Below are 18,253 nucleotides of genomic sequence, written 5' to 3' on the forward strand. Positions count from 1 at the left end.
GATGAGTCAAACGATGGGGCTTGCCCTGATCGCCAGTGTCGTGGTCGTCATCTTGCTGCAGGTGGTTTTGCTGCTGCGCGGCGGGCGACGGCCGGACGACGAGTTGCGTTTGCGCAGCCTGCAGGAGGCGCAGGAAAAGGGCCTGGCGCGCCTGGAGCGGGAACTGCGCGAGGAACTGGCACGCGGGCGGCGCGAAGATGCCGAGGAGGCCTTTCGCGACCGCGAGGAACGGGCCCAGTCATCAACCTTGCTCGGCCAGGCACTGAGCACGCAGGTTGGTCAGTTCGGTAGCCTGCAGGCCGAGCGGCTCGAAGCCTTTGCCCGCGAACTGAACCGTTTTTCGCTCGGCTTGGATGAACGATTTGAGCGCCTGAAATTGGCTGTCGAAGGGCGGTTGACCGCAATCCAGGCCGACAATGCGGCGAAGCTGGAAGAGATGCGGCGGACCGTCGATGAAAAATTGCATGCGACGCTGGAACAGCGCCTCGGCGAATCCTTCAAACTGGTCAGCGACCGGCTGGAACAGGTCCATCGTGGGCTGGGCGAGATGCAGACGCTGGCCGTCGGCGTTGGTGACCTCAAGCGCGTGCTGACCAACGTCAAGACACGCGGCACCTGGGGTGAGGTGCAGCTTTCGGCGCTGCTCGAACAACTGTTGACCACCGATCAGTTCGCGGCGAATGTCGCGACGCGGCCGGGCAGCAACGAGCGCGTCGATTTTGCGATTCGCCTGCCGGGCAAGGATGATGGCGCCGTGGTCTGGCTGCCGATCGATGCCAAGTTTCCGATCGAGGATTACCTGCGCCTGAGCGAGGCGCAGGAGCGCGGCGATCCGGCTGCTGTCGAGGAAGCCGCCAAGGGCATCGAGTTGCGCCTGAAGAGCGAGGCGAAAAGCATCCGCGACAAATATGTCGCACCGCCGCACACAACAGATTTTGCCTTGCTCTATCTGCCGATCGAGGGGCTGTATGCCGAGGCGCTGCGCCGGCCGGGCCTGGCCGAAACGCTGCAGCGCGATTTCCGGATCAGCCTGGCTGGTCCGACGACGCTGGCGGCGCTGCTCAATACGCTGCAGATGGGTTTTCGGACGCTGGCCATCGAGCAGCGCTCGGCCGAGGTCTGGGCCGTGCTCGGCGCGGTGAAGACCGAGTTCGGCAAGTTTGGCGAAGCCTTGGCGCATACCAAAAAGAAGCTCGATGAAGCGAGCAGCAGTATCAGCAAGGCAGAAACCCGCACCCGTCAGCTCTCGCGCAAATTGAAGGAAGTCGAGGCGCTGCCGGTGGCGGAATCGGAACAATTGATCGGGGTGGTGGAGTTTGATGGCGAAGACGAGTGAACTGGAGGCGCTGTACCGCGCGACGACTTACCGGGTGTTTTTGCCGGGGGGGCATTGCGACCTGCGGATCGATCAGCCCTGCGAAAAATTGAGTTGCTGGCTGAAGAGCGTCGGGGCATCGAACTTTGCCATCATTACGGCCTGCAATCCCGGTTCGCAGCCGGTTGATGCAGCACGGAACGCCGAGCAGCAGTCGCTGCTCGAATGCGATCTGCTGGAGGGCAACTACGAGCCCTACGCCGGCGAGAATGTGGCCGATGGCGCGGCCTGGCCGGTCGAGGAAAGCTGCTTCGTCGCCGATATCGCGCCGGAGGATGCCTGTGCGCTCGGTCAGGACTATGGCCAGAATGCGGTGGTTTATGGAAGTGCCGATGGCGTGCCGCGACTGCTCTGGATCGAGTTGGGCGACGCATGATGGCAAAGAAAATCGGTCGTTTCGAGGTTCGCGGCGAGTTGGGGCGGGGTGCCCAGAGTACGGTTTATCTGGGTTTCGATGCCCAACTGCAGCGCGAGGTCGCGATCAAGACCGTCCATTTCAGCAAGCCAGACCCGGCGCAGAATCAGGTGCTGCTCGACGAGGCGCGTACGGTCGGCAAGTTGCGCCATGCGAACATCGTGCCGATCTACGAGGCCGGCGAAGACGGCGGCGACCTCTACCTGGTCTTCGAATACGTGCCGGGCAAGAATCTGGCCGAGTTCCTGCGCGACAGCGGCGCGCTGTCAGCGGTCAAGGCGGTCGGCATTCTGCGGCCGATTCTCGACGCCGTGGCGCAGGCGCATGCCCAGGGCATCATCCACAGGGATCTGAAGCCGTCGAATATCCTGCTCGATGAAAACGGCACGCCGCGCGTCATGGACTTCGGCATCGCCACCCGCCTCGGTAGTGTCAGCGAGTCGGCCGACGAGTATTCGGGGACGCCGGCCTACATGGCGCCGGAATATGTCGAGAAGCGCGAGTCGAGCGAACGCTCGGATGTTTTCGCGGCTGGCCTGATCCTGTTCGAGATGCTGGCCGGGCGGCGCGCCGTGGAAGGGAGCAACATCTTCCAGGTCATGCACCGGATTGCCAACGAAGATGTCAAATTGCCGGCGAGTGCTGCGGTCGACGAGCGTTTGAGCGGTATTTTGTACAAGGCGCTGGCCCGTGACCCGTCGGTGCGCTACCAGTCGGCGACGCAGTTTGCCGAGGCGCTCGACAATTATCTCGATCCGGAAGAGGACGCGGCGCAAAACGCCGGCGGCAAACAGGCAACGCTCGATTTCCTGCTCCGTCGCATGCGCCACAAGAGCGATTTCCCCGCTCTGTCGGAATCGGTCAGTGCGATCAACAAGATTGCCAACAGCGAGACGGAGAGCATCAACAAGCTGTCCAATTCCATCCTCAAGGACTTCGCGCTGACCAACAAGATTCTGCGCCTGGTCAATTCGGCCTATTTCCGGCCGGCCGGCGGCGGCAGCATCAGTACCGTGTCGCGGGCGGTGATCGTCCTAGGTTTCGAGGCGGTACGCAATATCGCGATTACCGTGCTGTTGTTCGAGCACCTGCAGAACAAGTCGAATGCCAACCAGTTGAAGGAAGATTTCCTGCGTGCCAACCTGGCCGGCATTCTCGCCAAGGACATCAGTGCGGTGGCGCAGATGCGCGATCTGGAGCAGACCTTCATCTGCGCACTGTTCCACAGCCTGGGGCGCCTGCTGTCGCAATACTATTTCCCCGAGGAGTCGGACGAGATCCGCCGCATCATGGCGCAGAAGAATTGCAGTGAAGACAATGCTGCGCTGCAGGTGCTGGGGATTTCCTTCGAGGATATGGGCATCGCCATCGCCCGACAGTGGGGTTTTCCGCCACTGATCGTCGGCACCATGCGCAAACTGCCGGCCGGCCCCGTCAAGAAGCCAGTGACGCAGGAGGAGCGCCTGCGTGTTCTATCCGGCTACTCCAACGAATTGTGCGATGTGATTGCCCAGGCGACACCGGAAGCGCGCGACCGGGAAATGAAGAAGGCGATGACCCGCTTTGCCAGCGCCGTGTCGCTCGATCAGAAGGAATTGCAGCAGACGGTGCAACGGGCCGTCGAGGAAATTGCCGAATTCGCCCGCATCATTCATCTCAATCTGCAGCAGACCACGTTCGGCAAACAGATGCGGCAGTTTGCCCGCGGCAGCGCCCAGGAAGGCAGGGCTGCGGTCGACGCATCAAATGGCGATGATTCGATGAATGGCACGCTGCTCCGCGAGAGCGGCCCGCTCGGCACCAGCGACCCGGATGATCCGGGCGGGGCGGTGGTCGATGCGCAAGCCATCCTGACGGCCGGTATCCAGGACATCAGCAATACGCTGGTCGATGGCTTCAAACTCAACGACATCCTGCGCATCATTCTCGAAACCATGTACCGGGCGATGGGCTTCAAGCGCGTCGTGTTGTGCATCCGCGATGCCAAGAGCGGCTGCATGCAGGGGCGTTTCGGTTTTGGGCCCGAGGCCAACGAGATCGCCAAGGCCTTTCGCTTTCCGCTGACCTTCACGCCGGACATCTTCCATGCGGCAACCTCGAAGGGGGCCGATATCCTGATCAGCGACATCAACGATCCGAAGATCGCCAGCCGTATTCCCGACTGGTATCGCAAGGCGGTGCCGGCCCATTCCTTCGTGCTCTTGCCGCTCAACATCAAGGGCAACCCGGTGGCCCTGATCTATGCCGATCGTGACGAGCCGGGCGGGATCGATATTCCCGAAAAGGAACTGTCGCTGCTGCGCACGCTGCGCAATCAGGCGGTGCTGGCGATCAAGCAGGGAAGCTGAGGCCGGAAAGCACGATGCCCGCAGTGCGGGCATCGTTGTCTTGCTAGCGTTTTGCTCGTCGTCTTACCAGAGCTTCCACCAGGCCACCTTGCGCTCCAGGCCATCCTTGTAATAACGGCTGTTCGGATAGTTCTGGCGCAGCACCCGGTCGGCATCGTCGCGCAGATCGGTCATGCCCAGCTTGTCGTAGGCGGTGATCATGACAAACAATGCCTCCTCGTTGGCCGGAGCCTGCGGGTAGGTCTTGATCGCCATCTGGGCGCGGTTGGCTGCCGCAATGTAGGCGCCCCGCTTGATGTAGTAGCGGGCCACATTAACTTCCTGCGAGGCCATCGCATTGACCAGATAGTTCAGGCGCTTGCTGGCATCCGGCGTGTACTTGCTGTTCGGGAAGCGGACGACCAGTTCGCGAAAGGCATCGAACGCATCGCGGGCTGCCTTCGGGTCGCGCTCGGTCGGATCCTGCGTGCTGATCAGGCCGGCCAGGCCGAGGTCTTCGTTGAAGTTGATCAGGCCTTTCAGGTAATAGACGTAATCGACCGCCGGATGGTTGGGGTGCAGCTTGATGAAGCGGTCGCAGGCGGCCAGTGCCGAACCGGGCTCGTTACCCTTCCAGTAGACGTAGCCGAGTTCAAGCTGGGCCTGCTGGGCGAAGCGACCGTAGGGGTAGCGCGATTCCAGCTTTTCCAGATATTTCGCCGCCTTGTCCCAGGCGCCGTCTTCCTGGGAGTCCTTGGCTGAGGAGTAAAGCTTGCTGGCCGACCAGCCGGCGGTTTCATCCGGACCATTGCCGAACGAACTGCAACCAGCCATGACGCCGGCGATGAAAAGTGCCAGGAACAGACGGAAGAGGGCTGGGAATGACTGGAATGCGGGTAAACTTCGCATCATGAACGATCCTATTGAAGATTCCGGCGATTATAGCCGAACTGAGCCGCTCCACCTGACGGTTCCTGATGCCAGCTACGGTCGGCGTCTCGATCAGGTGCTGGCTGAACTGCTGCCGCAGCATTCACGTAACCGCCTGCAAGTTTGGGTGCGAGAAGGCTGCGTTCAGGTTGATGGAAAAGTCGAGAGCGAGCCCAAGCGCAAGTTGCTCGGTGGCGAGCGCCTGCTCGTCGAGGCACCGGTGGAAGCCCATGCGTTGGCCGAACAGCCGGAAGATATTCCGCTTGATGTCGTCTTCGAAGATGAAACCCTGCTCGTCATCAACAAGCCGGCCGGGCTGGTGGTGCATCCGGGCAGTGGTAACTGGAGCGGCACGCTGATGAATGCGCTGCTCCACCACGTGCCAGGCATCGAGGCGGTGCCGCGGGCCGGCATCGTGCATCGGCTGGACAAGGATACCAGTGGCCTGCTGGTCGTCGCCAAGACGCTGGAGGCGCAGACCGATCTCGTCCGCCAACTGCAGGCGCGAACCGTGCGGCGCATCTACCTGGCGCTGGCGGCTGGCGCGATGAAGCATGAGGGGACGGTCAACGAGCCGATCGGCCGGCATCCGTCGCAGCGCATCAAGATGGCCATCGTCCCGGAAAATCGCGGTGGCAAGCCGGCAATCACCAACATCCGCATTCTCGAAGCCTTTACCTACACCACCTTTGTCGAGTGCTCGCTGGAAACCGGGCGGACGCACCAGATCCGCGTCCATATGGCGGCCATCCATCACCCGCTGGTCGGCGACCAGGTCTACGGTAAGCGCAACCCGAAAGTACCGGAATTCCACCGCCAGGCGCTGCATGCGACCCGCCTCGGCCTGGTGCACCCGCTGACCGGCCTGAAAATGCAGTGGGAAGTGCCGATGCCGCCAGATATGCGCGATCTGCTCGACCAGCTGCGTTATGGTTGAAGTGCTGGTCCCGGATTGGCCGGCCCCGGCCAACGTCCGGGCGCTGCAAACCCTGCGTAACGGCGGTTGCAGTGCGGCGCCCTGGCAGAGTTTGAATCTGGGTGATCATGTCGGGGACGACCCCGCCCATGTCGAGGCCAATCGTGCACAGCTGCGCCTGCATTTGCCGGCTGAGCCGCTGTGGTTGCGGCAGGTGCATGGCATTGCTGCGGTAGACGCCGATATTTCGGCAAAAATGCCCGAGGCCGATGCGGCTTATGCTCGCCAAGCCGGCACCGTCTGTGCCGTGATGACCGCCGATTGCCTGCCAGTGCTCTTCTGCGACCGGGCGGGCAGCGTCGTCGCCGCCGCCCATGCTGGCTGGCGTGGCTTGCTGGATGGCGTGCTGGAAGCGACGGTGGCCGCCATAAGGGTGCCACCGGCCGAACTCCTCGCCTGGCTTGGCCCGGCCATTGGTCCGAGCTGCTTTGAGGTGGGGGATGAGGTGCGTACTGCCTTCGTCGCCCGTGATCCGCTCGCCGCTACCGCTTTCGTCGGTCATGGAGAGGGCAAGTGGCTGGCTGACATCTATCTGCTGGCCCGCCAGCGTCTTGCATCGCTCGGTCTTGGCTCGATCAGTGGCGGCGAGTTGTGCACCGTCAGTGATGCTGCCCGTTTTTTCTCCTACCGGCGGGACGGGGTGACCGGACGCATGGCTAGTCTGATATGGCTGGTCTAGCGACTTGTCTGGTCAAATAGCGGGCCATCCTTGCCATGGATCAAGGCCGGGCCAAGTAACATATTGCCTAATGCGCTGCCCTGCCTGCGACAGGGGGCTTTTTCAGTCATGCAATCGAGATCTCTAGATGAAACGTATTGACGACCTTCTGACCTGGTTGACCATGATTACACTTGCTGGCATCTGGGCATGGTGGCAATTTGTCGGGGCCTTGTCCCCCATGTTGCTGTTGCTGCCACTCGCCTTGATTGCAGGTGCGACGATGCTTTCACATCGGGAGCGGGCGCAATGGAAAGCGCGGCAAGGCATGCACATGAAAAATCTTGAAAACATCATGAGCGAGTACCACGTCCTCTCGAACGAGGCGATGGCCCATGCCGAATTGCAATTCGCCGATCTGGAGCGGGAGATCGAGGGGGCGCAGCAGATTATCCGGGAGTCGGTGAGTACGCTGTCGGGTAGCCTGACCGGCCTCGAATCCAATTCTTCCGATCAGCGCCAGGTCCTGAAATCCTTGATCGACGAACTGCTCGACATGACTGGTTCCGAATCAGAAACCAGTCGCGAGCAGGTCGGCTTGCAGCGCTTTTTCGAGGAAACGCGAACGCTGATTGCCGAGTTCGTCAGGAAAATGGGTGATCTACGCGAAGCCAGTGTTGAAATCGCCAGTGGTTTTGAACAGATTCAGGGCCAGGTGACGACGATTTCGAGCAAACTGAACGATATCGCCGGCATTACCAAACAAACCGACCTGCTGGCCCTGAATGCGGCGATCGAAGCCGCGCGGGCCGGCGAGGCCGGTCGTGGCTTTGCCGTGGTGGCCGACGAAGTACGCGATCTGGCGGCCCGGACCAGTGCCTTCAACGTCGAAATTCGTCAGGCCCTCGGCGATATCGTCAATTCGCTGAGTACGGTCGGTGGTCGCGTTGAAGAGGCGGCCAAGACCGACATGAGCGTTGCCGAAAACTCCCAGGCGACGCTGATCAGTCTCGGCCAGGAAATGCTCGCGCTGACCGACAAGGCGCGCCAGCACTCGCGCCACATCACCGAAGTCACCGAGCGGATGCACGGCCTGACCCAGGAAGGGGTGCTCGCCATCCAGTTCGAGGATCTGGTGACCCAACGCATGACGCGGATTACCCAGCGCATGCTGCACGTTGGCCAGTACCTGCATGCTTTCCTTGGCCTGCATCAGGATCATAGCGAGGCAGACGGCCTGCAGCGCTTCAAGAAGCGTTCAGAGAAACTGGTCGCCTTGCTGGTCGACTCGCATCAGAAGAGCGACTCGATCAAGCTGCTGGGCAACGCCGCGAAAAACTCGGATGCTGCCGATATCGAGCTTTTCTGAAAAACGTATTCAAGTAAAAGGAAGGGCAGCAACTGTGTTGTGCTGCCCTTTTTTGTTCCTGCGGCTTACATTCGTCCACTACGCAGGTAGTTGAGATGCCAGCTCAGCGCTTCATCGAGCAGATGCGGTGTTTGCTTGCCCGGCGACAGATCCAGCGAGCGCTTGTAGTAATCCATCAGCGCTGGCCGGAAGTGTGGGTGAGCGCAGTTCTCGATGATCACCTTGGCTCGTTGTTTCGGTGACAGGCCCCGCAGGTCGGCCAGGCCCTGTTCGGTGACCAGGATCTGGACATCGTGCTCGGTATGATCGACGTGCGAAACCATCGGCACGATGCAGGAGATCTCGCCATTCTTGGCCTGCGAAGGGGTCATGAAAATCGAGATGTAGGCGTTGCGGGCGAAATCGCCGGAGCCGCCAATGCCGTTCATGATCTTGGTGCCCATCACATGCGTTGAATTGACGTTGCCGTAGATGTCGGCCTCGATCATGCCGTTCATCGCGATTACCCCCAGCCGGCGGATGATTTCCGGATGATTGCTGATCTCCTGCGGGCGCAGGATGATGGTGTCGCGATAGCGTTCGAGGTCGGCGTTCAACTCGGCCAGCGCGCCGGAACTGAGCGAGAAGGCAGTGGCCGAGGCGCAGGTCAGCTTGCCGGACTTGAGCATTTCCAGCATGCCGTCCTGCAGCACTTCGGTGTACGCAGTCAGGTTGTCGAACGGCCCCTCGTTCAGGCTGGCCATCACCGCGTTGGCAATATTGCCGACCCCGGATTGCAGGGGCAGCAGGTTGGCGGGCAGGCGGCCCAGCTTGACCTCGTGTTCCAAGAATTCAAGGATGTGGCCGGCGATCTTTCGCGAATTGTCGTCAGGTGTCGAAAAGGCGGAATTGCGGTCCGGGCTGTTCGTTTCGACAACCGCAATCACCTTGCTCGGGTCGCAGCGCAGGTAAGGCTCGCCGATCCGGTCGCTGGTCTTGATCAAGGGTATCGGCTGGCGGTTGGGGGGCAGGCTGGTCCCGTAATAAATGTCGTGCATGCCCTCCAGATGCGGGTTTTGCCACGAGTTGACCTCGAGGATCACCTTGTCGGCCTGATCCAGCCAGGTCTTGTTGTTGCCGACCGACGACGAGGGAATCAGGCGGCCATCTTCGAGAATGCCGGCGACTTCGACCACGGCGATATCCAGTTTGCCGAGAAAGCCTGACCAGACGAACTGGGCGACGTGCGACAGATGGATGTCGATGTACTCCATCTCGCCGGCATTGATGCGCTTGCGGCAAGTCGGATCGGACTGATAGGGCAGGCGCAGTTCGACGCCATCGACCATGGCCAGTGCGCCGTCGAGGTCGGGCGCCGTCGAGGCGCCGGTCCACACGCCGATCTTGAACTTTTTGCCGTACAGGTTGGCGTCCATGATGCGCTTGGCCAGCGCCGAAGGCACAACCTTCGGGTAGCCTGCACCGGTAAAGCCGCTCATCCCGACGTTGACGCCGGACGGAATGAGATTGGCGGCCTCTTCGGCCGACATGATCTTGCTGCGCAATGCTGCGTTATGGACGCGGGATGCTCCACCCATTTTCTCAATGCTCCTGAATAGCGGTATGAAAACGTCTCCAGACGACCGGGCCGAAAAAAAGCCCGCACGAGGCGGGCTCAAATCCAGATCCAAAGCGCATTAAGGTCTGGAGGAGACGGTGCGCAAATCTAACAAAAGCCGGAAAAGCCAACGAACGAGATTTTTTTACGCAATAGGTAAGAAAATCTTAACCATATGCAATCGGCTTGCGGCGGGCAATCAGTTCGCCGGTTTTTCCTCGCCGGCCGGCTTGGTTTCCGGTGCGGCAAGCGGGGCGGAAGCGTCGGCCGCCTTCGGGGTTTCGGCCTGGCTGTCGGGCGCGGCGGCCGGCAAGGCAGGGGCGGTGGCCGGGGCGGGCAGGGTCGTCGTCGCATCTTCCTTCTTGCCGCAAGCGGTGAGGGCTACGGCGAACAGGGCGGCAACGAGCAGGGATCGTTTCATTTCTGGTACTTCCTTTCACTATCGGACAAATGCACCGCAGCGGCGGCGTGAGTGAAAGATAGTGATCGGCTTGCCGGGCGGCAAACGACAATTTATGATCTGACGATTTAGAAAATCTTAATCGTCGATGACTTATCGCCTGCCTCCGTTGTCCGCCATGCGTGCGTTTGAAGCGGCCAGTCGCCATCTGAGCTTCAAAAAGGCGGCCGAAGAACTGCATGTCACGCCAGCGGCGATCAGTCAGCAGATCAAGACGCTGGAAGAGTATCTCGGCGTCAGCCTGTTTCGCCGGCTGACTCGCGCGCTGGAAATCACGGCTGAAGGCAGCGCTATGCTGCCCAAGGTACGGGAGGGTTTTGAATGCTTTGCCAGCGCCGTCGATAGTACCCGCCGCCCCGGTGATGGTGTCTTGACCATCCTGGCGCCGCCGTCGTTTGCTGCGCGCTGGCTGGTGCCGCGCCTGCCCCGCTTTGCCGCCGCCTGCCCGGAGGTCAAGTTGCGCCTTTCGAGCAGTGGCGATGCCGTCGACCGGCGGGGTGAAAAGCGCGAACTGGAAGGCGAGCCCGTCGATCTGCGTGCGGCGAGCAGCGCGCTGGCGATTCGCTATGGCACCGGCAACTACCCGGGCTTTCGTGTCGAGCAGATTCTTTCCCCGGACTGGGTGCCGGTCTGCAGTCCGCGTTTGCTCGAATTTGGACCATCGCTAAAGGTGCCCGAAGATCTGGCTCGGCATGTGCTGATTCACGATGAAACGATCGAGGATGAGGAGCGTCAGCCGAGCTGGCGGGAATGGCTGGCCAGCGCCGGGGTTCGTGGCGTCGATGCGCAGCGCGGCCCGCGCTTTTCGAATGCGCTGCTGGCGGTCGAGGCGGCGCTGGAAGCGCAGGGCGTCGCGCTGGCCCTGAAGCCGCTGGTCGAGGCCGATGTGGCCGCAGGGCGCCTGGTCGTTCCCTTCGAGATTTCGGTCCCTTCGCCCTATGCTTATTATTTGGTCATGCGCAAGGCGGTCGCCGAGCGCGACTCGGTTGCGGCCTTCCGGCACTGGTTGCTGGGCGAGGTGCAGGCGTTTGGCGGCATTCGCGGCTCGCGAATGGATGAGGCGGCGGTCGACGGGAGCGAGGGCGTATAATCCGCGCCTTTCCCCAAGTATCAGACCCCTGTGAGTACTCTTTCCTGGATCATTGCCGTGTCGCTGGCGGGCGGCGTTTTGAGCGTTGTCGCAGCGGCGGCGCTAAGCGTGGCGGTTGGCACTCAGCGAGTCAGTATGCTGATTTCCTACGCGATTGGTGCGTTGCTCGGCGCGGCTTTTCTGGAAATCCTGCCGCACGCCCTTGAGCATGGCGAGCCGCACAACATGGCGGCGACGGTGCTGTTCGGCATCATGGTCTTTTTTGTCTTGGAGAAACTGGTTCTCTGGCGACATTGCCACCACGACCATTGCGAGGCGCATGAGGCGCATGCGCCGGCTCACGATCACGGACGTTCCGGGCTGCTCATCCTGGTCGGCGATACTTTCCACAACTTTGTCGACGGTATCTTGATCGCAGCGGCTTTCCTGGAAAATACCGAGCTCGGTATCGTCACCGCGCTGGCCATTATCGCCCACGAGATTCCGCAGGAAGTCGGCGATTATCTGATCCTGCTGCATTCCGGTTACAGCAAGGTGCGCGCCCTGGCCTTCAATCTATTGTCCAGTCTGGCAACCTTGGTTGGCGCCATGCTTGCCTATTTCGCCCTGTCCGAACTGACCGAGTGGATTCCGACGCTGCTCGGCCTGGCTGCGGCGAGCATGATCTATGTCGCCGTTGCCGATCTGATTCCCGGTTTGCACAAGCGAACCGAGTTGAAGGCGACGGTGCAGCAGGTGCTATTGATCGGGCTGGGTATCGCCTCGATCGCGCTCGTCCGGACGCTGGTTGGCGAGTGATTCCCGGTAGCGCCGGCGCTGCCGGCGCACCTTGCTGCCACTGATCCAGAGCAGCAGTCCGCAGGGCAGCAGCCCATAAAAAAAGAATGAAATTATGCCGGCAACGATGCTTGGTTCGTTGGCGGCAACCAGCAATGTTACATAAAGCCAGCCGATTGCAACAATGTACATAGAGGGTGCCTCGCAGGGGCCCTAATTATGCATGCAAATGCATTGACAGGGCTGGGGCGGGTATGCAGAATCCAGAAGCTCAAGCCCCCGACATATCAAAGAGAAGCCCATGGCGCAGCAGGGATCGAACAACAACGACGCATTTCTTGGTTCTGCCATGCAGTTCATGCAGGCTGGACAGAACGTGGCGCAGCAGTTCATGGAGTTTTTCGGCAAGGCCGGAAATCCAACCATGGCCCAGCCACCGGTGGCCGATCCGCAAGCGATGACTGAGTTGCAGAAGCGCTTCACGGATCAGCAGATGTCATTGTGGCAGTCGGTGCTGGCCAAGCAGCAGGGGCAGCCGGAAAATTTCAAGGTGACACCGGAAGCCGGCGACCGTCGTTTTTCGGCGCCCGAATGGCGCGACAGCCCGATCTATGACTATCTGCATCAGGCCTATCTGCTGAATACCAAGTTCCTCAAGGAAATGGTCGAAATCATCCCGGCGACTGACGACAAGGCGCGCAATCGGATGCGTTTCCTGGCGCGCCAGATGACCGACGCGATGGCGCCGTCCAATTTTGCCGCGACCAATCCGGAATTCATCCAGCGTGCGCTGGAGACCAAGGGCCAGAGCATCACCGATGGCATCAACAACCTGATCAAGGATTTCGAGAAGGGCCGGATTTCGATGACCGATGAATCGGTCTTCGAGGTCGGCAAGAACATCGCGACCAGTGAAGGCGCCGTCGTCTACGAAAATGAGGTGATGCAACTGATCCAGTACGCGCCGCTGACCACCAAGGTCGGTACGCGGCCGCTGCTGGTCGTGCCGCCCTGCATCAACAAGTTTTACATCATGGACCTGCAGCCGGACAATTCGCTGATTCGCTTCATGGTCGAGCAGGGCAACACTGTCTTCCTCATTTCCTGGCGCAATCCGCAGGAAGCCCTCGGTCATCTGACTTGGGACGATTACCTGGAAAACGGGCCGATTGCCGCCGTGCAGGTCATCAAGGAAATAACCAAGGTCAAGCAGGTCAATGCGCTTGGTTTCTGCGTCGGCGGTACCATCCTGACCTCGGCCCTGGCCGTACTGAAGGCGCGGGGCGAGGATAGCGTTGCTTCATTGACCTTGCTGACGACGCTACTCGATTTTTCCGATACTGGCGAAATCGGCCTGTTCATCGACGACAACGGTCTGATGGCGCGCGAGTCGAGCATTGGCAAGGGTGGCCTGCTGCCAGCCCGCGATCTGGCGACGACTTTCTCGTTCCTGCGCGCCAACGATCTGGTCTGGAATTACGTCACCGGCAATTATCTGAAGGGCCAGAAGCCCCAGGCCTTCGACCTGCTGTACTGGAATTCCGATTCGACCAACCTGCCGGGGCCGTTTGCCTGCTGGTACATGCGCAACCTTTATCACGACAACAGTCTGCGCGTGCCGGGCAAGCTCGAGATGTGCGGCACCAAGGTCGATCTGGGCAGTCTGCAGATGCCGGTCTATCTGCTGGCGACGCGTGAAGACCATATCGTGCCCTGGCAGTCGGCTTATCAGAGCACCCGCATCCTGGGCGGCAATGTCCGCTTCGTGCTCGGTGCTTCCGGACATATCGCCGGTGTCATCAATCCGGCGAGCAAGAACAAGCGTAGTTACTGGGTCAATGACGATGTAAAAATCGATGCCGAAGGCTGGTTGACCGCAGCAGAAGAGAAGAAGGGCAGTTGGTGGAACGACTGGGCTGCCTGGTTGAAGCCGTTGTCAGGAGAGCAGCGAGCACCGCGTAAACCGGGAAGTGCCAAATACAAGCCGATCGAACCGGCACCCGGTCGTTATGTAAAGGAACGCGCGGTATAAAAACTTCTGAGCGAGGGTATAAGAATGTCGCGAGTTGCACTGGTTACTGGAGGAATGGGCGGTCTCGGTGAGGCTGTCTGCATCAAGCTGGCTGCGCTGGGCTACAAGGTGGTGACCACCTATTCGCCGGGCAATGCCAAGGTTCAGGACTGGCTGAAGACCATGAACAACATGGGCTACGGCTTCAAGGCATATCCCTGCGATGTGACGGATTTCGAGTCGGCACGTGTCTGTGTCGAGACGGTGACCGCGGAAGTCGGGCCGGTCGATGTGCTGGTCAATAACGCTGGCATCACACGCGACATGACCTTCAAGAAAATGACCAAGGCGGACTGGGATGCGGTGATGCATACCAACCTCGATTCGGTTTTCAATATGACCAAGCAGGTCATGGATGGCATGTTGGAACGCAAGTGGGGCCGGGTCATCAATGTTTCGTCGGTCAACGGTCAGAAGGGCGCCTTCGGGCAGACCAACTATTCGGCGGCCAAAGCGGGCATGCATGGCTTTACCAAGGCGCTGGCCCTGGAAGTGGCCAAGCAAGGGGTGACGGTCAACACTATTTCGCCGGGCTATATCGGCACCAAGATGGTGACGGCGATCCCGCAGGAAATTCTCGATTCAAAAATTCTGCCGCAGATTCCGGTCAATCGACTGGGCAAGCCGGAAGAAATCGCCGGCCTCGTCGCTTATCTGTCTTCCGATGAAGCAGCGTTCGTGACCGGGGCCAATATCTCGATCAACGGCGGTCAGCACATGTTCTGACCGGTGTTTTTTTAGCTGTATCAACAACAAGGAAGGAAAGACTATGACGCAACGTGTTGCTCTCGTTACCGGCGCTATGGGCGGTCTGGGTACCGCAATTTGCCAGGAACTGGCCAAGGCCGGTCACAAGGTGGTTGCCTCTTATCACCCGCAGTTCGACAACAAGGAAGAATGGCTGAAGGAAATGGCTGCCGCCGGCTTCAATGATTTCGTCTGCGTTCCTGGTGATGTTTCTTCTCTCGAAGATTGCCAGAAGATGGTTGCCGAAGCCGAAGCCGCTCTTGGCCAGGTCGATATTCTGGTGAACAACGCCGGTATCACCCGCGACCGCATGTTCGCCAAGATGGAAAAGGATGGCTGGGATGCAGTTATCGCCACCAACCTGACCTCGCTGTTCAACATGACCAAGCAAGTCTCCGCCAAAATGGCCGAGCGTGGCTGGGGTCGCATCATCAACATCTCCTCCGTCAACGGCGTCAAGGGTCAGGCTGGCCAGACCAACTACTCCGCTGCCAAGGCTGGTGTGATCGGCTTCACCAAGGCGTTGGCTGCCGAACTGGCCGCCAAGGGCGTGACCGTCAACGCCATTGCCCCGGGCTATGTCGCGACCAAGATGGTCATGGCGATCAAGCCGGAAGTGCTGCAGACCATCGTTGACTCCGTCCCGATGAAGCGTCTGGCCAAGCCGGAAGAAATCGGTGGCGCCTGTGCTTACCTGTCTTCCGAACTGGCTGGCTTCATGACCGGTGCCACCCTGAACATCAACGGTGGCCTGTATTACCAGTAATCGCTGTTTTTTGCAGAAATCAGCCTGAAATATTGCTAATTTCTGCGTTGCAGCACAAGCAGGCGCCTTCGGGCGCCTGTTTTTTCAGCTATAATGTTGCACTGCACACAAAATCGTTCAAGGATGGCAGCATGTCGGAACCGGTACGCCTGATCAAGAAATACCCCAACCGTCGTCTTTACGATACCAAGACGAGCGCTTACATCACGCTGGGGGACGTCAAGGATCTGGTCCTCAAGTTTGAAGTGTTCAAAGTACTGGATGCCAAGAGTGGCGAAGACCTGACGCGCAGCATCCTGCTCCAGATCATTCTTGAAGAGGAAACCGGCGGCATGCCGATGTTCTCGAGCGATCTGCTCTCCGGCTTCATTCGTTTCTACGGTAGCGCCATGCAGGGCATGCTCGGCAAGTACCTGGAAAACAACATGAAGACCTTCGTCGATTTCCAGAACAAGCTGCAGGACCAGTCGCGTACCATGTACGGGGCCGGTGACAACACTCATATGCAGACGGATTTCTGGAACCAGTTCCTGAACTTCCAGCAGCCGGCCATGCAGAGCATGATGACGGCCTACATGGACCAGTCGAAGAAAATGTTCCAGTCGATGCAGGATCAACTGCAAACCCAGACACGGACCATGTTTACCGGTTTCCAGGCGAATCCGGGCGAGAAGGCCGACAAGTAAGCGTGTGCTGACGGGTTTGGCCCAGGCTAAATCCGTCCCGCCCGGTGCCAATGGCCCGTTGGCGAAAAGGGCATTTTTCGGCCGTTGACCGCAGCAATTCGATTGGTTCAGTCGGGGTCTTGCGCCTTGGCCCAATCTTCAGCAATCACAAAACCCAGACCATTGCTTTCCGGCAGGTAAAGCCGACCGCCACTGATCGGTGCTGTCCAGCCAGTGTCGGCAGCCAGCCATTCGGCCGTGCCCAGGCCATGCACCGAGTCCGGTGCAATCGCCGCCGCCAGCTGGGCGCAGGCGAGCAGGCCGCAACTGCTTTCCAGGCTCGACGTGACAATGCATTCCAGACCGGCGGCGCGGGCGCGTAGTGCAATCTCCATGCTTTTCAGCAGTCCACCGTGGCGGGCCGGTTTGAGGACCAGTCGGCGCAGCGGCGGGTGGCGGAAGAAGGCCGGCGTCAGTAGATGGCAGGACTCATCGAGCGCCAGCGGAAAAGGCAGGCCGGCTTGGAGTTGGGCCAGCTCCTCCGGTACGGGATAGCGCAGCGGCTCTTCAAGGCCTTCGATCGGCAAGCTGCGGCAGGCATCGAGAAATTGCCGGGCTTCGGGCAAGGACCAGGCGGCATTGGCGTCGAGGCGCAGTTTGATCGGTGCCGGCAAGCCGGTGGCGAGTTGGCGCAGACGGGCGATTTCCTCGGCCGGCGCAGCCAGGCCAACCTTGATTTTCAGCACCTGAAATCCGGCGTCAAGGCTTGCTTGAAGTGCCGCTTCGCTGAGCTCGGAAATAGCCCCCAAATTGCTGTTCACCGCCAGACTGGCAACGTTCGGTTCGCCGCTCAGCCAGGCGTGCAACGGCAGGCTGGCTGACTGGGCGGCCAGATCGAGATGTGCCGATTCTTCGGCAAAAGCCCTGGCTGCCGGTTCGTCGATGCCGAATTCAGGCAGTGGCGCGCAGTCACCCCAGCCGGTCAGACCCTGATCGTTGCGCAAGCGGAGCAATTTGCCCCGGCGCTCAAGGAGTTGCCCCCGGCTGGTTTGCCAGGGGCGCTTCAGCGGCAGGGCGTAGGGCAGCCAATCGGCGGCGACGACGTTCACGGGCGTTTGCGGTACTTGCCGAAATCCGGTGCTCGGCGTTCCAGCCAGGCGTTGCGTCCTTCCTGGCCTTCTTCGCTCATGTAGAAGAGGCCGGTGGCGTTGCCGGCCAGTTCCTGGATGCCGGCCAATCCGTCGGTGTCGGCATTGAAGCCGGCCTTGATCATGCGCAGCGCCATCGGCGACAGTTGCAGCATCTGCCGGCACCAGGCGACGGTTTCCGCTTCCAGTTGCTCGACCGGCACGACGGCGTTGACCAGGCCCCAGTCGAGGGCGGTGGCGGCGTCGTACTGGCGGCAGAGCAGCCAGATTTCCTTGGCGCGTTTCATGCCGATGGTGCGGGCCATCAAGCCGGCGCCGAGGCCGGCATCGAAACTGCCGACGCGGGGGCCGGTCTGGCCGAAGCGGGCGTTGTCGCCGGCGATCGATAGATCGCAGACGAGGTGCAGGACGTGGCCACCGCCAATGGCGTAGCCGGCGACCATGGCGACGACCGGTTTCGGGCAGCGGCGAATCTGCATCTGCAGATCGAGGACGTTGAGATGCGGCGTGCCGCCTTCATCGATATAACCTTCGTCGCCGCGTACTTTCTGGTCGCCGCCGGCGCAGAACGCCTCGTCGCCGGCGCCGGTCAGGATGATGGCGCCGATGGCATTGTCGTGATGGGCGCGGTGGAAAGCGTCGATTAGCTGGCTGACGGTTTCCGGCCGGAAGGCGTTGCGGCGTTCCGGGCGGTTGATGGTGATCTTGGCGATGCCTTCCGCCGTTTCATAAAGGATATCGGAGTAGGTTTGGCTGCTGAGCCAGGTGATCGGCTGGGTGGTCATGATGCGGTTTCGGGTTGCGATGCCGCGAGTATAGCCGTGCTCGGGGGGCGGCGATTTGAGCTGTGTCGCGCTTCCTATTCCTTTTGCGGGCCCGGGA

Annotated in this window: 18 protein-coding genes; 12 read left to right on the plus strand and 6 right to left on the minus strand. The window is 60.5% G+C overall.

Annotated features, from left to right (window positions below; genetic code table 11):
* The first annotated feature begins 1 nt into the window (after position 1).
* Genes GH663_RS06900 through GH663_RS06910 form a run of 3 tightly spaced genes read left to right on the plus strand, consistent with a single transcriptional unit; the run spans position 2 to position 4,138 of the window.
* The gene (locus GH663_RS06900; RefSeq protein WP_153130919.1) at positions 2 to 1,336 is read left to right on the plus strand and encodes a DNA recombination protein RmuC; all 1,335 of its coding nucleotides are present in this window, start codon (positions 2 to 4) and stop codon (positions 1,334 to 1,336) included.
* Complete coding sequence (locus GH663_RS06905; protein ID WP_153130920.1) at positions 1,320 to 1,751, plus strand: DUF3293 domain-containing protein; 432 nt, start codon at positions 1,320 to 1,322, stop codon at positions 1,749 to 1,751. Before GH663_RS06900 ends, GH663_RS06905 begins: the two co-directional genes overlap by 17 nt.
* Positions 1,748 to 4,138, plus strand: coding sequence for a protein kinase domain-containing protein (locus tag GH663_RS06910; protein ID WP_343029823.1), 2,391 nt, complete (start codon positions 1,748 to 1,750; stop codon positions 4,136 to 4,138). The genes GH663_RS06905 and GH663_RS06910 overlap by 4 nt, the downstream gene beginning before the upstream one ends.
* 63 nt (positions 4,139 to 4,201) lie before the next feature.
* Here GH663_RS06910 and GH663_RS06915 read toward each other — a convergent pair whose 3' ends face one another.
* On the minus strand, positions 4,202 to 5,029 hold the full coding sequence (locus tag GH663_RS06915) for an outer membrane protein assembly factor BamD (protein WP_281349780.1): 828 nt from the start codon (positions 5,027 to 5,029) through the stop codon (positions 4,202 to 4,204).
* Here GH663_RS06915 and rluD point away from each other — a divergent pair.
* The 3 genes from rluD to GH663_RS21060 all read left to right on the plus strand — a co-directional run bounded on the left by rluD (position 5,028) and on the right by GH663_RS21060 (position 8,050).
* Complete coding sequence (rluD, locus tag GH663_RS06920; protein ID WP_153130922.1) at positions 5,028 to 5,984, plus strand: 23S rRNA pseudouridine(1911/1915/1917) synthase RluD; 957 nt, start codon at positions 5,028 to 5,030, stop codon at positions 5,982 to 5,984. The genes GH663_RS06915 and rluD overlap by 2 nt on opposite strands.
* Positions 5,977 to 6,702, plus strand: coding sequence for a peptidoglycan editing factor PgeF (gene pgeF, locus GH663_RS06925; protein WP_153130923.1), 726 nt, complete (start codon positions 5,977 to 5,979; stop codon positions 6,700 to 6,702). The genes rluD and pgeF overlap by 8 nt, the downstream gene beginning before the upstream one ends.
* A 313-nt stretch (positions 6,703 to 7,015) precedes the next feature.
* Entirely contained in the window at positions 7,016 to 8,050 is a 1,035-nt protein-coding gene (locus GH663_RS21060; protein ID WP_211371084.1) for a methyl-accepting chemotaxis protein, read from the plus strand.
* Between the two features lie 65 nt (positions 8,051 to 8,115).
* Here the strand turns inward: GH663_RS21060 and scpC are convergent, their stop codons facing one another.
* On the minus strand, positions 8,116 to 9,627 hold the full coding sequence (gene scpC / locus GH663_RS06935; RefSeq protein WP_153130924.1) for a succinyl-CoA:acetate CoA-transferase ScpC: 1,512 nt from the start codon (positions 9,625 to 9,627) through the stop codon (positions 8,116 to 8,118).
* Between the two features lie 219 nt (positions 9,628 to 9,846).
* Positions 9,847 to 10,068 (minus strand): hypothetical protein, encoded by a 222-nt coding sequence (locus GH663_RS06940; RefSeq protein WP_153130925.1) that lies wholly within the window; start codon positions 10,066 to 10,068, stop codon positions 9,847 to 9,849.
* A 127-nt stretch (positions 10,069 to 10,195) separates the two neighbouring features.
* Here GH663_RS06940 and gcvA point away from each other — a divergent pair, with 127 nt between their 5' ends.
* A complete protein-coding gene (gcvA, locus tag GH663_RS06945; RefSeq protein ID WP_153130926.1) occupies positions 10,196 to 11,197 on the plus strand; it encodes a transcriptional regulator GcvA in 1,002 nt (333 codons plus the stop codon).
* 30 nt (positions 11,198 to 11,227) lie between these two features.
* Entirely contained in the window at positions 11,228 to 11,995 is a 768-nt protein-coding gene (locus GH663_RS06950; RefSeq protein WP_153130927.1) for a ZIP family metal transporter, read from the plus strand.
* Here GH663_RS06950 and GH663_RS20960 read toward each other — a convergent pair.
* Positions 11,936 to 12,166, minus strand: a complete 231-nt coding sequence (locus GH663_RS20960) for a hypothetical protein (RefSeq protein ID WP_170291355.1) — start codon at positions 12,164 to 12,166, stop codon at positions 11,936 to 11,938. The two genes, GH663_RS06950 and GH663_RS20960, sit on opposite strands and share 60 nt — an antisense overlap.
* 109 nt (positions 12,167 to 12,275) lie before the next feature.
* On the opposite strand from GH663_RS20960, the gene phaC reads away from it, so the two are divergent.
* The 4 genes from phaC to phaR all read left to right on the plus strand — a co-directional run bounded on the left by phaC (position 12,276) and on the right by phaR (position 16,244).
* Positions 12,276 to 14,006, plus strand: coding sequence for a class I poly(R)-hydroxyalkanoic acid synthase (gene phaC, locus GH663_RS06955; protein WP_246181519.1), 1,731 nt, complete (start codon positions 12,276 to 12,278; stop codon positions 14,004 to 14,006).
* 24 nt (positions 14,007 to 14,030) lie between these two features.
* Positions 14,031 to 14,771: an acetoacetyl-CoA reductase gene (phbB, locus tag GH663_RS06960; protein WP_153130928.1), complete on the plus strand. Its 741-nt coding sequence runs from the start codon at positions 14,031 to 14,033 to the stop codon at positions 14,769 to 14,771.
* A 43-nt stretch (positions 14,772 to 14,814) separates the two neighbouring features.
* Positions 14,815 to 15,558: an acetoacetyl-CoA reductase gene (gene phbB, locus GH663_RS06965; protein WP_153130929.1), complete on the plus strand. Its 744-nt coding sequence runs from the start codon at positions 14,815 to 14,817 to the stop codon at positions 15,556 to 15,558.
* A 131-nt stretch (positions 15,559 to 15,689) separates the two neighbouring features.
* Positions 15,690 to 16,244, plus strand: coding sequence for a polyhydroxyalkanoate synthesis repressor PhaR (gene phaR / locus GH663_RS06970; RefSeq protein WP_153130930.1), 555 nt, complete (start codon positions 15,690 to 15,692; stop codon positions 16,242 to 16,244).
* A gap of 107 nt (positions 16,245 to 16,351) precedes the next feature.
* On the opposite strand, the gene menC is transcribed toward phaR, so the two are convergent.
* Both menC and menB read right to left on the minus strand, forming a co-directional pair.
* Positions 16,352 to 17,332 (minus strand): o-succinylbenzoate synthase, encoded by a 981-nt coding sequence (menC, locus tag GH663_RS06975; RefSeq protein ID WP_170291356.1) that lies wholly within the window; start codon positions 17,330 to 17,332, stop codon positions 16,352 to 16,354.
* Complete coding sequence (menB, locus tag GH663_RS06980) at positions 17,329 to 18,156, minus strand: 1,4-dihydroxy-2-naphthoyl-CoA synthase (RefSeq protein WP_153130932.1); 828 nt, start codon at positions 18,154 to 18,156, stop codon at positions 17,329 to 17,331. The genes menC and menB overlap by 4 nt, the downstream gene beginning before the upstream one ends.
* Between the last annotated feature and the right edge of the window lie 97 nt (positions 18,157 to 18,253).

Origin of the sequence: Dechloromonas hortensis (assembly GCF_009469765.1) — a bacterium.
GTDB lineage: Bacteria > Pseudomonadota > Gammaproteobacteria > Burkholderiales > Rhodocyclaceae > Azonexus > Azonexus hortensis.